Here is a 13,143-nt window from a genome sequence, read left to right on the forward strand (position 1 = left end):
CCGCCTGCGAGCGGCTCAGCCGCGACCGCGGCGCCACACCACGAGCGACTGACCCGGGTCGGGTCGCCGCAGCACCGGCAGCTTGTTGGGCAGCGCGGGGGCCGAGGCGTCGGCCCGCCGCGCGGAGAGCGCCTGCTGGAGCGCGGCCCGGGTGCGGTCGAGCTCGTCGGCCAGCTCGGCGTTGCGCGCGGTCAGCGCGGCCACGTGGTTCTCCAGGTCGAGGATCCGGCGCACGCCCTCGATCCCGATGCCGGCCGAGGTGAGCTCGGAGATCACCCGCAGCAGCTCGATGTCGCGGTGGGAGTAACGACGTCCCCCGCCGCCGGTGCGACCCGGCGTGATCAGGCCCAGGCGCTCGTAGGTGCGCAGGGTCTGCGGGTGCAGGCCCGTCAGCTCCGCGGCGACGGAGATGACGTAGACGGCCGCGTCGTAGGACGGCTCGAAGGGGTCGCGCTGGGCCACGGGGTCACCCGGCCTGCTCGAAGAGGTTGGCGCGCAGCGGCCTGCCCGCCGTGGCGGCGCGGTAGGCCTCCACCGCCTCGCGGGCGGTGGCGTCGAGCACGGCCGGCACCTGCACCTCGACGGTGGCCAGCAGGTCGCCCGACGTGCCGTCGCTCTTGCGCGCGCCCTTGCCGCGCACGCGGAAGGTGCGCCCGTTGGGGGTGCCGGCCGGCACCTTGAGGGTGACCGGCGTGCCCGCCAGCGTCGGGATCCGCACGTCGGCGCCGAGGGCGAGCTCGTCGAAGGAGACCGGCACGTCGAGGGTGAGGTTGTCGCCCTTGCGGCCGAAGAGGCGGTGCCCGGAGACCTTGACGGTGACGTAGAGGTCGCCGGCCGGGCCGCCGTGCTCCCCCGCACCGCCCTTGCCGCGCAGCCGGATGCGCTGGCCGTCCTTGACCCCCGCGGGGATGCGGGCCTGGATGGTGCGCGAGGACTGGCCGCGACCGCTGCCGTGGCAGGTCGGGCACGGGTCGTCGTAGAGCAGCTGGCGGCCGTGGCAGGCCGGGCAGGTCTCGTTCATCGAGAAGGCCCCGCCCACCGAGGCCACCACGAAGCCGGCGCCCTCGCACTCGGGGCACACGTGGGGCTTGGTGCCGGGCTTGCCACCCGTGCCGGAGCAGGTCGCGCAGGGCGCGTCGGAGCTGAGCCGCAGCGAGATCGTCACGCCGTCGAGGGCGTCGGTGAAGCTGATGGTGGCGGTGGTCTCGACGTCGCCGCCCTTCGTGGCGCGCACGCGCTGACGGGTGCGGCCGCCACCGGCCCCGCCGCCGCGGAAGAGGTCGCCGAACATGTCACCGAGCCCGCCCTGGCCCGGGGCGCCGGCGCGGTCGCGCAGCAGGTCGTCGAGGTTGAAGCCGCCGGCACCGCCGGAGGTGCCTCCCCCACCGAAGCCGCCGCCGAAGCCGCCGCTGCCGTAGAGCGAGCGCATCTCGTCGTACTTCGCCCGCTTCTCGGGGTCGCCGACGACGTCGTAGGCCTCGGCGACCTGCTTGAAGCGGTCGTGCTTGGCGGTGTCACCGGGGTTGGAGTCGGGGTGGTTCTCCCGCGCCAGGCGCCGGTAGGCCTTCTTGATCTGGTCGGCCCCGGCGTCCTTGGTCACGCCGAGCGTGGCGTAGAAGTCCTTCTGCGCCCAGTCGGCGCGAAAGCCGTTGTCACTCACGGGAGAACCTCCCCTCTCTGGTCTCGGTGGTGCTGGTCGTGCCGGTGCTGGTCGTGCCGGTGCTGGTCGTGCCGGCGCGGGTCGGGCCTCAGCCGGCCGGGTCGGCCACGAGCACCTGGGCCGCGCGCACGACCCGGTCGCCGATGCGGTAGCCGGCCTTGGCGATCACCTTGCAGGTGGTCACCTCGACCTCGGGGTCCTCGCCGAGGTGGGAGAGGGCCTCGTGCAGGCTCGGGTCGAAGGCGTCGCCGGGCTGGCCGAAGCGGATCAGGCCGAGGTTGGCCACGGTCCGCTCGAGCTGCTCGGCCACCGACTTGAAGCCGCCCTCGAGCGGCTCGTGCTCACGGGCCCGGTCGATGGTGTCGAGCACCTCGGTGATCGGGGCGAGCGCGGCGTAGGTCGCGTTCTCCTTGATCAGCTCGCGGTCGCGCTCGACACGGCGCTTGTAGTTGAGGAACTCCGCCTGCAGCCGCTGCAGGTCGGAGAGCCGCTCGGCCGACTCCATGCGGGCCAGGGCCAGCTCGTCGTCGGCCGGGTCACCACCCACCGCGCCGGTCGGCTCGGTGGGGTCCTGCGAGCTGTCGCCGCTCACGGGCTCCTCCTCGACCTCGGTCTCGTTGGCCATCTCGGCCGCCTCCGCCGGGAACGCCCCCTCGGGGGAGGGAGCCGCAGGCTGCTGCGGCTCCCCCGCCCCGGAGGTGCCCTCGGGGTGCTCGCCGGACGGCTGCTCGCCGGGGGCTGAGGTCACTTGGACCCACCCTCGGCGGGGCCGGTGGTGTCCTCGTCCACGACCTCGGCGTCGACGATGTCGTCGTCGGCCTCGCCCGTGGCGCCGGTCGCCCCGCCGGCGGCGGCGGAGTCGGCCTCGGCCGCGGCGTACATGGCCGCACCCATCTTCTGGCTCGACTCGTTGAGCTTCGTGACGCCGGCGGTGATCTCCTCGCCCGAGGCCTCGGAGTTCTCCAGCGTGGCCTTCAGCGCGTCGACATCGGCCTGCACCTCGGTCTTGACGTCGTCGGGGATCTTGTCGCCGTTGTCGCCGAGGAACTTCTCGGTGGTGTAGACGAGCTGGTCGGCCTGGTTGCGGACCTCGATGGCCTCGCGACGCTTGGCGTCCTCCTCGGCGTACTGCTCGGCCTCGCGGACCATGCGGTCGATGTCGTCCTTGCCGAGCGCGGAGCCGCCGGAGATCGTCATCGACTGCTCACGGCCCGAGGCCTGGTCCTTGGCCGAGACGTGCACGATGCCGTTGGCGTCGATGTCGAAGGTGACCTCGATCTTCGGGATGCCGCGCGGCGCCGGCGGGAGGCCGGTCAGCTCGAAGTTGCCGAGGGGCTGGTTCTGCGCCCACATCTGGCGCTCGCCCTGGGCGACCTTGATCTCGACCGACGGCTGGTTGTCGTCGGCGGTGGTGAAGATCTCCGAGCGCTTGGTCGGGATGGTGGTGTTGCGCTCGATGAGGTTGGTCATCACGCCGCCCTTGGTCTCGATGCCCAGCGACAGCGGGGTCACGTCGAGGAGCAGGACGTCCTTGACCTCGCCCTTGAGCACGCCGGCCTGGAGCGCGGCGCCGATGGCGACGACCTCGTCGGGGTTGACGCCCTTGTTGGGCTCCTTGCCGCCGAGCAGCTCCTTGACGACGTCGGAGACCGCCGGCATGCGGGTCGAGCCGCCGACGAGCACCACGTGGTCGATCTTGTCGACGGCGACGCCACCGTCCTTGAGCACGTTCTGGAACGGCGTCTTGGTGCGCTCGAGCAGGTCGGCGGTGAGCTTCTGGAACTCCGAGCGCGTCAGGCGCTCCTCGAAGTGCAGCGGGCCCGACTCGCCGTGGGTGATGTAGGGCAGGTGGATCGTAGTCTCGCTGGAGGAGGAGAGCTCGATCTTCGCCTTCTCCGCGGCCTCCTGCAGGCGCTGCTTGGCGATCTTGTCGGCGGCCAGGTCGACGCCGTTGCCGTCCTTGAACTTCTTGACCATCCAGTCGACGACGCGGGAGTCCCAGTCGTCGCCACCGAGGTGGTTGTCACCGGAGGTCGCCTTGACCTCGACGACGCCCTCGCCGATCTCGAGCAGCGACACGTCGAAGGTGCCGCCACCGAGGTCGAAGACGAGGATCGTCTGGTCGTCGCCCTTGTCGAGGCCGTAGGCCAGCGCGGCCGCGGTGGGCTCGTTGACGATGCGGCTGACGTTGAGGCCCGCGATCTCGCCGGCCTCCTTGGTGGCCTGGCGCTGGGCGTCGGAGAAGTACGCCGGGACCGTGATCACCGCGTCGGTGACGGTCTCACCGAGGTAGGCCTCGGCGTCGCGCTTGAGCTTCTGCAGCACGAAGGCGCTGATCTGCTGCGGCGTGAAGTCCTTGTCGTCGATCTTCTGCTTCCAGTCGGTGCCCATGTGGCGCTTGACCGAGCGGATGGTGCGGTCGACGTTCGTGACGGCCTGGCGCTTGGCGACCTCGCCGACGAGCACCTCGCCGCTCTTGGCGAACGCGACGACCGACGGGGTCGTGCGGGCGCCCTCGGCGTTCGCGATGACGGTGGGCTCGCCGCCCTCCAGGACCGACACGACGCTGTTGGTCGTGCCGAGGTCGATGCCAACGGCTCGTGCCATGGGTGGTACCTCCATCTAGGGATGCTGCGGGTGAGTGGGGCCGTCCGCGCGCCCCGAGGGGCTGCGTCCGGCGATGACTCCATGATGCGTCGCCCGCGCCGCCCAGACAAGTTAGTTGAGTCTCATCGACTCAACTTGGCTCAGCCGTCTCAGCGCAGACCAGCCATCCGCAGCCCGATGTCGACGACGGAGACCCGGTCGAGCCCGCCCACCTCGTGCACCGAGATCCAGCGCGCCTCGTCGGTGCTGCCGTCGCGCTCGTGGGTCAGCTCGCCGCCCACGACGCGGGCGGCGAAGAGAGCGCGCACGGCCTTCATCGGGCGTCCCGAGCCGTTGAGGCGGCGCTCGGGGCCGATGACGTAGGTGTCGACGCCCAGCAGGTCGCCGAGCTCGACGTCGTAGCCGCTCTCCTCCTTGACCTCGCGCACCACGCCCTGCTCCACGCTCTCGTGCAGCTCGACCCCGCCGCCGGGGAGCGTCCACTGGCGACGGCTGCCCTCGTTCCAGAGCGCGAGCAGCACGTGCCCGGCGTCGTCGGTGATCACGGCGTAGGCGGCCAGACGGGTGTCGTAGTCGGTGTAGTGCACGGCTCCCATCCTTCCGGCCGGGTCAACCGCGCCCGGTCGGGACGCCCGATCGGGTGAGACCAGGAATGATCCGTGCCGCTCGCTCGCTACCACTCCCATGACCGTTTCCACGATCACCCTGAACAACCAGACGACGATCCCGCAGCTCGGCTTCGGCACCTACCAGGTGCCGCCGGAGCAGACGGCCGACACCGTCTCCACCGCGCTCGAGGTGGGCTACCGCCACATCGACACCGCGCAGATGTACCAGAACGAGCAGGAGGTCGGCGAGGCGCTCAAGGCCTCCAGCATCCCGCGCAGCGAGCTCTACATCACCTCCAAGCTCAACAACGGCTACCACCGGCCCGCCGACGCCGAGCGCGCCTTCGAGGAGACCCTCGACAAGCTCGGTCTCGAGCAGATCGACCTCTTCCTCATCCACTGGCCGCTGCCGACGCTCTACGACGGCGACTACGTCTCGACCTGGAAGACCCTCGCCTCCTTCGTGGCCGACGGCCGGGCCCGCTCCGTCGGCGTCTCGAACTTCCAGCCGGCCCACCTCGACCGCATCGTGGCCGAGACCGGCGTGGTGCCCGCGGTGAACCAGATCGAGGTCCACCCCTACTTCACCAACGAGGACGCCCGCGCCGCCTCGATCCGCCACGGCATCGAGGTCGAGGCGTGGTCGCCGATCGCGCAGGGCGCGGTGCTCGACGACCCGACCATCGGCGAGATCGCGGCGAAGTACGGCAAGACCGCCTCGCAGGTCACCCTGCGCTGGCACGTCGAGCGCGGCGACATCGTCTTCCCCAAGTCGATGAAGCGCGAGCGCATGGAGGAGAACTTCGCGATCTTCGACTTCGCCCTCACCCCCGACGAGGTCAGCACCATCGCCGGGCTCGACAAGGGCGAGGACGGGCGCACCGGTCCGAACCCGGACACGTTCGACTACGTGCCCGCCTGAGGCACGACCGCACACCGCAGCACCCCGGACGCCGAGCGTCCGGGGTGCTGCTGCGTCCAGGGGTGCTGCGCGTCGGGAAGCGTCGGAGAGACGTCAGCCGACGGTGACGCGGACCTCGTTGGAGGCCGTGCCGCTGTCGGGGTCGAGCACCCGGAAGCGGTTGACCCCGGGCGTGCTCGTCTGCACGTAGGTGGCGAAGGTCTGGTTGCTGACCACCGCGGTGACGGGGAAGTCCTCCCACCCGCCGCCGGCGAAGCGCTGCACCTGCAGCACCGCCCCCTCCCCCGTGGGGAAGACGCCGGTGAGGTCGATCTGGCCCATCGGGGCGACGGAGGTCTGCCCGGCGTTGAGGGTGAGGTCGCCGTCGGGCTTCTCGCTCCTCGTCGGCGACGGGCTCTGCGAGGGGGTGGCCGACGCGGTGGCCGAGCCGCCGAGGGTGATCTCGGGGCCCCCGGGGGCGCCGGTGTCCTCGAAGCGCGGGATGTAGAGGGAGCCGGTGTCGCTGGCGCTGCTGGTGGCTCCGGAGTCGCCGACGCCGGCGACGCGGGTCACGGCGAGCGCGACGCCGCCCAGCACGAGGCCGACCGCCAGCCCGACGCCCAGCAGCGCGGCCAGTCCGGTCGCCACCGCGCGACGCACCTCGTGCGACTCCTCCTGGGCCGGCGTCCGGGCGCTGCTGCCGCCGGTGCCGCCGGTGCCGCCGGTGCCGTCGTGGTCGTCGTGCTCGGCCACCGAATCACTCCCCGTCGTCGGCGGGGCCCGTGCCGGCGCCCGCGGGGCCATTCTCGCCGCCGGCGGTCGGCGAGCCAAGCCGGGCGGCGTAGGAGACCACCCCGGCGGGGTCGGGGGTGGCGTCGACCTGCTCACGCGCGACGAGGAGGTCGAGGTGGGCCTTGGTCTCCATCGCGGCCATGCCCTGGTTGAAGACGTCGAGGCTCGCCCAGGCGTGGTCGTGCCGGGTCCAGGGCAGCACGGCGGCGACGTCGGCGGCGCTGACGGACCCGCCGCGCAGCGCCTCGAGGCACAGCGCGAGCCGGTGCTCGTGGTGGGCCAGCAGGGCGTCGACCCGGGCGTGGGAGGACGGTGCGACGGGGCCGTGGGCGGGCAGGACCCGCAGGTCGGGCAGCTCGCGCACCCGTGCCAGGGAGGCCATGAAGTCGCCCAGCGGCGAGGCCACGACCGGCACGGTGAAGCCGATCGACGGGGTGATCGTGGGCAGCACGTGGTCGCCCGAGAGCAGCAGGCCGGCGGCCCGGTCGGCGAAGACGTAGTGGCCCGGCGTGTGGCCGGGGGTGTGCACGGCGTCGAGCGTGCGGGTGCCGACCTCGAGACGGTGGTCGCCCTCGAGCCAGGCGTCGGGATAGGCCCAGTGGCCCAGGTCGAACTCCTCCTGGCTGCGGGCGTGCTCCTCCCACCGCTCGGCGACCCCGTGGGCGCCGGCGGTGCGCAGCACGTCGGGGAACGGGCTGCGCCCGGGCCAGGCGTCGCTGTGGAAGAGGTCGAGCGCCGGCTTGTCGCCGATCCCGAGGGACACGTGGGCGCCGGTCTCGCCGGCCAGCTGCGAGGCGAGCGTGTAGTGGTCGCGGTGCACGTGGGTCACCAGGAAGCGGCGCACGTCGCCGACGCCCGCGCCGATCCGGGCCAGCGAGCGCTCCAGCACCGCGCGGGCCGCCGGGAGGGCCCAGCCACCGTCGACGAGGGTCAACCCGTCGTCGGTCTCGAGGGCGTAGACGTTGACCGCCCGCAGCCCGTCGTTCGGCAGCGGGAGCGGGATCCGGTGGAGCCCGTCGGCCACCGGCCAGGCGCCCTCGGCCGACCAGTGCTCGCCGGAGTCGGGTGAGACCGCGTGGGCCGTCGACGTGCCCGGCCCCGCGGTCCGGCCCGCGGTCTGTCGTGCGCTCCGGCCTGTGGTCCGGCCTGGGGTCTCACCTGGGGTCGGGGCGGGTGTGGGGGGCACGAGGCGGACCCTACGCCGGGACCGCTCGGGCAGGATGGGCGTGTGGACGACCCGCTGGTGCCGCGGCTGCGTGCCGCCGGCTGCGTCTACGCCGAGGAGGAGGCGAGCCTCCTGCGCGCCGCGGCCGAGGGATCCCCCGACCCGGGGACGCTGGAGCGGATGGTCGCCGAGCGGGTGGCGGGCCGGCCGCTGGAGGTCGTGGTCGGCTGGGCCGAGCTCGCCGGCACCCGTGTGGTGGTGACCCCCGGGGTCTTCGTGCCGCGGCGGCGCTCGGCCGTGCTGGTGCGCGCCGCGGAGGCCCGCCTGCGATCGGGGGCCACGGTGGTCGACCTGTGCTGCGGCACCGGCGCCGTCGGCGCCGTGCTCCTCGCGCGCCGCCCCGACCTGGTGGTGCACGCCGCCGACCTCGACCCGGTCGCCGTCGCCTGCGCCCGGCTCAACCTGCCCGACGGCCCCGAGGGCCCGCGGGTCCACCGGGGCGACCTCTGGGCCGCGGTGCCCGAGCGGCTGCGCGGGGCGGTGGACGTGGCGGTCGCCAACGCGCCCTACGTGCCGACCGCCGCCCTGGCCACCCTCCCGCCCGAGGCCCGGCTCCACGAGCCGCGCACCGCCCTCGACGGTGGCGACGACGGCCTGGTGCTGCACCGGCGCCTGCTCGCCGAGGCCCACCGGTGGCTGCGCCCGGGCGGCGCCCTCGTGCTCGAGGTGGGCGCGGGCCAGGTCGGGACGGCGCTGGCCCTCGCGCGGGGGGCCGGGCTGCGGGCCGCTGTGGAGCGCGACGACGACGTCGACGGTATCGCCGTGGTGGCGACCCTCCCGCGCCCCGCCACCGGTCTGGACCAGTCCGGACCGCAGGTGTAGGTGACGCGTCACCGGGCATGGCCCTGTCGTCGGCGGCCCTCGGTCCGGGGGGCGCGCGCAGGCCCGGTGGGAGGCGCCTGCGAGCGGAGGGCCGTCGATGCCGCACCCCGCGGCCCCCCGTGCCGGACGAGCCCCGTGCCCCGACGGGCCCCGGGTACGGCGCCGCGTGACCGGACGCTCGCCGGGGCTGGCTACGGTGACGCGGTGACGACCTCCCCGCCGGCGCCGGCCCTCCGGTCGCGCCAGTGGCTGCTGGTGCGCCGCCAGCTGGCGGCGTCCCGCCCCTCGTGGCGCTGGCTGCGCGGGTCGCTGCGGTCCTTCGCCACCTCCTTCCTGGCCCTCACCGCGAGCCTGTGGCTGCTGCCCGGCACCCAGGTGACCCGCGGCGCGGAGTCGGTGGCGGCGCTGGCCGTCGGCGTGCTCGCCGTCGGAGCGCTCGTGCGTCCGCTGATCACCCGCCTCACCGTGCTGACCGGCGTGGTGGGCCTGCTGCTCGCCGGCTTCCTGGCCCAGGCCGTGGTGCTCGGCATCGCCCTGGCCCTGGTGCCCACCGTGGAGCCCTTCAGCGCCGGCCAGGTCGTGCTCGCCGCCTGGGCGGCGGCGGTCGCGGCCGCGGCGGTCAACTGGCTCTTCGACGCCAGCTCCGACGAGGCGTTCCTGGGCCAGCTCCTGGGCCGCGCCGTGCGTCGTACGCGCCGCGCCGGGAGCGAGGGGCCGGGCCTGCTCGTGGTGCAGCTCGACGGGGTCAGCGAGCCGCTGCTGCGCCAGGCGATCACCGCGGGGGCGCTGCCCACGGTGTCGCGCTGGCTGCGCTCGGGCAGCCACCGCATGCGCGGCTGGCACACCGGCGTGCCGGCCACCACCCCCGCCGGCCAGGCCGTGCTGCTGCACGGCGACGTGACCGCGGTGCCGGGCTTCCGCTGGTGGGACAAGGGCCGCGGGCGGCTGCTCACGGCCAGCCGCCCCGTCGACGCCGCCGAGGTGGAGGCGGCGATGTCCGACGGCCGCGGCCTGCTCGCCGACGACGGCGCGAGCGTGTCCAACCTCTTCTCCGGCGACGCGCCCACCTCGGTGCTGACCATCAGCGACGGCCGCCTGCCCGGCTCCGACCGCGGCGCCGCGTCCTACATGGCGCTGCGCAGCGGCTTCCTGCGCTCGCTGACCCTGCTCGGCGGGCAGGTGGTGACCGAGTGGCACCAGGCCCGCCGCCAGCGCACGCGCGACGTGCGGCCCCGGGTCGGGCGCGGCGGCGCCTTCCTGCTGCTGCGCGGGCTGACCACCGTGGTGCTGCGCGACCTCAACCTCGCCGTCGTCACCGAGCAGCTCACCCGCGGGACCCCGGTGGTCTTCGTCGACTTCGTCGACTACGACGAGGTCGCCCACCACGCCGGCCCCACCCGGCCGGAGTCGATGCGCACCCTGGAGAACCTCGACCGCGTGCTGCAGTTCCTCGACCAGGTCTGCGGCGAGGTCGGTCGGCGCTACGAGCTCGCCGTCGTCTCCGACCACGGGCAGGCCCAGGGCACGACCTTCCTCCAGCTCACCGGCAGGACCCTGGAGGACGTCGTGCTCGAGCTCGCCGACGCGCACGCCGGACAGGGCGCGGCCGCCCCCGACCCCCGCAGCCCCGCCGACCGGGCCACGTGGTCGGAGGAGACGTGGGTGCCGGCGAGCATGCTGCTGGCCGGGGCGACGGGCTCCGGGCGCGCCCTGACCCGGGCGACCCGGTCGGTGGCCGAGCGGCCCCGACGCCGCGCCGGCGGCACCCGCGGCGGCACCCCCGACGGGGGCACGGGCGGTGGCGCACCCGCCGCCCGCCTGCTGGTCGCCGTCTCCGGTGGCCTCGCCCACGTCTACCGCACCGACCGCCCCGGGCGCCTGACCCACGACGACCTCGCCGCCCTCCACCCGCACCTGGTGGCGGGCCTGGCCGCCCACCCGGGCGTCGGTGGCGTCGTGACCCGGCTCTCCGCCCCCGGGCGCCGCGACGGCGACCTGCGTGTCGACGGGCCCGGCGGCTGGTGCGTCCTGCGGCCGGGTCACGGGGTGGTCGACGGCGAGGGCGCCGACCCGCTCGCCACCTACGGGCCGCGGGCCGCGGCCGACCTGCTCGACCTCGAGCGCCGCGACCACGTCGGCGACCTCGTCGTGCTGGGCGCCCACGACCCCGCCCTCGGCGAGGTCGTCGCCTTCGAGGAGCTCGTCGGCTCCCACGGCGGGCTCGGCGGCTGGCAGACCGAGGCGCTGCTGCTGCACCCCGCCGACTGGGAGGTGCCCACCACCCCGCTCACCGGTCTCGACGTGCACCGCACGCTGGTCGCGCGCCTCGAGCGGCTCGGGCTGCGCGCCGACTCCCCCACCCGCTCGGCGGGGTCGGCCGGGCGCGTCGGGGAGACCGCATGAGCGCCCCCGCCCCGGGTCCGGTGCGCCTGGGCGTCACCTGGTGGGGCCACGCGTCGACCACGGTCGAGCTGGGCGGGGTCCGCGTGGCGCTCGACCCGCTGCTGGCCGGGCGGCTGGTGCACCTGCGCCGTCGTACGCCGCTGCCGCCCGCCGACGCCGCGCTCGCCGACGTCGTGCTCGTCTCCCACCTGCACCTCGACCACTGCCACCTGCCCTCGCTGCGACGCTTCGCCGCCGACGTGCCGGTCGTCGTGCCGCGCGGCGGGGAGCGGCTGCTGGCCGACCTCGGCGACCGGCTGCTGGGCGTCGGTCCCGGCGAGACCCACCGGGTGGGCGGGGTCGACGTCGAGGTGCTGGCGGCCACCCACGACGGCCGGCGCCACCCGTGGGCGCGGGAGCGGCCGCCGGCGCTGGGCTTCCGCGTGACCGGGCCCGCCACCGGGGCCACCTCCGGGGCCACCTCCGGGGCCACCGCCCCCGCACCGGCGTCGTTCTGGTTCCCCGGCGACACCGGGCTGCGCGAGGACATGCGCGAGGTGGCGCCGGTCGATCTGGCCCTGGCGCCGGTCGGCGGGTGGGGGCCGAGCCTCGGCGAGGAGCACATGGACCCCGACGAGGCCGCCGAGGCCGTGCGCCGCGTCGGCGCCCGCTGGGCGGTGCCGGTGCACTGGGGCACCTTCTGGCCGGTCGGGCTCGAGCGCGTCGACCGCGCCACCCACCACCGCCTCTTCGTCACCCCGGGCCGGCGCTTCGCCGACGCCCTGGCCCGCGCCGGCAGCGCCCGGCCCGTCCTCGCCTCCCCCGCTGAGCGGATCGTCCTGTGAGGGCGGTCCGGTGAGCGCCGACCACTTCGGCCCGGTGGCGCTGCTGGTGCTCTTCGGCGTGGTCGCCGTCGGCGCGATCGTGCCCGTGCTCCCCACCGGGGCCGCCGTCAGCGCCACCGCGGTGCTGGCGGCCGACTCGCACCTGTGGGAGGTGCCGCTGGTCGTCGCCGTGGGCGGCGCGGCCGCCTGGGTGGGCGACGTGACGACCTACGCCGTGCTGCGCCGCGCCGGTGAGCCCCTCGCGCGGCGGGTCGGGTGGCTGCGCCCCGACGACCCCGAGACCCGGCTCCACCGGCTGCGCGAGTCGATCGAGGAGCACGAGCTGCGCACGCTGCTGGTCTCGCGGCTGGTGCCCGGCGGGCGGGTGCCCGTGCTGCTGGTGGCCTCGCTGACCGGCTACCCCGCGCGGCGCTTCGCCAGCGCCGCGGTCGGTGCGGCCACCCTGTGGGCGGTCGTCTACGCCGCCATCGGGCTGGCCGGCGGCTCGCTGCTCGCCGACACCACCACGGCCGTCGTCGTCGCCGTGCTCGCCGCGCTGCTGCTCTCGCTCGGCTCGTCGCTGGCCCCGGCGCTGAGGAAGCGGCTGGGACCGTCCGGGGCGCCGTCGCCGGGGTCCGGGCCGGGATCGGCGCCGGGATCGGCGTTGGGATCGGCGATGGGATCGGCACGGCGGCGCCGGCCGCGTGCGGGAGACTGAGCCGCGTGACGACCGACCCGATCCGCGAGGCGCACCGCCAGTGGGTCGCCCACGGGTGGGACGACGCCGCCGACGGCATGGCCCTGGTGACCTCGCTGGTGCGGGTGCAGCAGCTGCTCATGGAGCGCATCGACGCCGTGCTGCGTCCGCTCGACCTCACCTTCGCCCGCTACGAGGTGCTCCAGCTGCTGTCGTTCACCTCCGCGGGACGGCTGCCGATGACCAAGCTGGGCTCGCTGCTCCAGGTGCACCCCACGTCGGTCACCAGCGCGGTCGACCGCCTCGAGCGGCAGGGCTACGTCGAGCGCTCGCGCGGCGAGGGCGACCGCCGCATCGTGCTCGCCACCCTCACCGACGCCGGCCGCGCGATCGCCGCCACCGCCACCGCGGGGCTCAACCGCGACGTCTTCGAGTCCCTCGGGCTGCCGCCCTCCCAGGTCGGTGCGCTCTCGCGCCTGCTGGCCGCCCTGCGCGCCCGCAGCGGCGACCGCGTCGACTGAGCGCACGACCCGGCGCACGACCCGGCGCGCCGACCGGGGCCGACGCACCCTCGACCGGCGGGGTCCGGGCGGCTATCGTGGGCAATTAGTAGGACGTCCAACTA

General features: G+C 75.0%; 13 protein-coding genes. 6 read left to right on the forward strand and 7 right to left on the reverse strand.

Features of this window, described 5'->3' with window-relative positions; all coding sequences use genetic code 11:
- Window positions 1-15 precede the first annotated feature (15 nt).
- The 5 genes from IR170_RS15780 to IR170_RS15800 form a co-directional block, all read right to left on the reverse strand.
- The gene (locus IR170_RS15780; RefSeq protein ID WP_193665620.1) at window positions 16-462 is read right to left on the reverse strand and encodes a heat shock protein transcriptional repressor HspR; all 447 of its coding nucleotides are present in this window, start codon (window positions 460-462) and stop codon (window positions 16-18) included.
- Window positions 463-466: 4 nt separating this feature from the next.
- A complete protein-coding gene (dnaJ, locus tag IR170_RS15785) occupies window positions 467-1,660 on the reverse strand; it encodes a molecular chaperone DnaJ (protein ID WP_193665622.1) in 1,194 nt (397 codons plus the stop codon).
- Window positions 1,661-1,748: 88 nt separating this feature from the next.
- Window positions 1,749-2,408 carry a nucleotide exchange factor GrpE gene (grpE, locus tag IR170_RS15790; protein WP_319805118.1) on the reverse strand — a complete coding sequence of 220 codons (660 nt, stop codon included), beginning with the start codon at window positions 2,406-2,408 and terminating at the stop codon, window positions 1,749-1,751.
- Window positions 2,405-4,267 carry a molecular chaperone DnaK gene (dnaK, locus tag IR170_RS15795; RefSeq protein ID WP_193665629.1) on the reverse strand — a complete coding sequence of 621 codons (1,863 nt, stop codon included), beginning with the start codon at window positions 4,265-4,267 and terminating at the stop codon, window positions 2,405-2,407. Before dnaK ends, grpE begins: the two co-directional genes overlap by 4 nt.
- A gap of 149 nt (window positions 4,268-4,416) precedes the next feature.
- A complete protein-coding gene (locus tag IR170_RS15800; RefSeq protein WP_200918980.1) occupies window positions 4,417-4,854 on the reverse strand; it encodes an NUDIX hydrolase in 438 nt (145 codons plus the stop codon).
- A gap of 97 nt (window positions 4,855-4,951) precedes the next feature.
- On the opposite strand from IR170_RS15800, the gene IR170_RS15805 reads away from it, so the two are divergent.
- Window positions 4,952-5,797, forward strand: coding sequence for an aldo/keto reductase (locus IR170_RS15805; protein ID WP_056903307.1), 846 nt, complete (start codon window positions 4,952-4,954; stop codon window positions 5,795-5,797).
- Between the two features lie 93 nt (window positions 5,798-5,890).
- Here the strand turns inward: IR170_RS15805 and IR170_RS15810 are convergent, their stop codons facing one another.
- Together IR170_RS15810 and IR170_RS15815 are read right to left on the reverse strand one after the other, a co-directional pair.
- Window positions 5,891-6,529 (reverse strand): hypothetical protein, encoded by a 639-nt coding sequence (locus IR170_RS15810; protein WP_193665631.1) that lies wholly within the window; start codon window positions 6,527-6,529, stop codon window positions 5,891-5,893.
- A gap of 4 nt (window positions 6,530-6,533) precedes the next feature.
- Window positions 6,534-7,592: an MBL fold metallo-hydrolase gene (locus IR170_RS15815; RefSeq protein WP_319805119.1), complete on the reverse strand. Its 1,059-nt coding sequence runs from the start codon at window positions 7,590-7,592 to the stop codon at window positions 6,534-6,536.
- A gap of 204 nt (window positions 7,593-7,796) precedes the next feature.
- Between IR170_RS15815 and IR170_RS15820 the strand changes: the two genes are divergently transcribed.
- The 5 genes from IR170_RS15820 (at window position 7,797) to IR170_RS15840 (ending at window position 13,039) form a co-directional block, all read left to right on the forward strand.
- Entirely contained in the window at window positions 7,797-8,615 is an 819-nt protein-coding gene (locus tag IR170_RS15820; RefSeq protein ID WP_319805120.1) for a putative protein N(5)-glutamine methyltransferase, read from the forward strand.
- 204 nt (window positions 8,616-8,819) lie between these two features.
- Window positions 8,820-11,018 (forward strand): phage holin family protein, encoded by a 2,199-nt coding sequence (locus IR170_RS15825; protein ID WP_193665635.1) that lies wholly within the window; start codon window positions 8,820-8,822, stop codon window positions 11,016-11,018.
- Entirely contained in the window at window positions 11,015-11,842 is an 828-nt protein-coding gene (locus IR170_RS15830; protein WP_227489399.1) for an MBL fold metallo-hydrolase, read from the forward strand. The genes IR170_RS15825 and IR170_RS15830 overlap by 4 nt, the downstream gene beginning before the upstream one ends.
- A gap of 10 nt (window positions 11,843-11,852) precedes the next feature.
- Window positions 11,853-12,539 (forward strand): DedA family protein, encoded by a 687-nt coding sequence (locus IR170_RS15835; RefSeq protein WP_193665637.1) that lies wholly within the window; start codon window positions 11,853-11,855, stop codon window positions 12,537-12,539.
- A gap of 5 nt (window positions 12,540-12,544) precedes the next feature.
- Entirely contained in the window at window positions 12,545-13,039 is a 495-nt protein-coding gene (locus IR170_RS15840) for a MarR family winged helix-turn-helix transcriptional regulator (protein ID WP_228941707.1), read from the forward strand.
- Window positions 13,040-13,143: the final 104 nt, after the last annotated feature.

This window comes from Nocardioides kribbensis, from assembly GCF_015070375.1.
GTDB classification, from domain to species: domain Bacteria; phylum Actinomycetota; class Actinomycetes; order Propionibacteriales; family Nocardioidaceae; genus Nocardioides; species Nocardioides kribbensis.

Coding starts and splice junctions, on each gene's coding strand:
- dnaK (WP_193665629.1), bottom strand. CDS start 4,267: ATGGCACGAGCCGTTGGCATCGACCTCGGCACGACCAACAGCGTCGTG.
- IR170_RS15805 (WP_056903307.1), top strand. CDS start 4,952: ATGACCGTTTCCACGATCACCCTGAACAACCAGACGACGATCCCGCAG.
- IR170_RS15830 (WP_227489399.1), top strand. CDS start 11,015: ATGAGCGCCCCCGCCCCGGGTCCGGTGCGCCTGGGCGTCACCTGGTGG.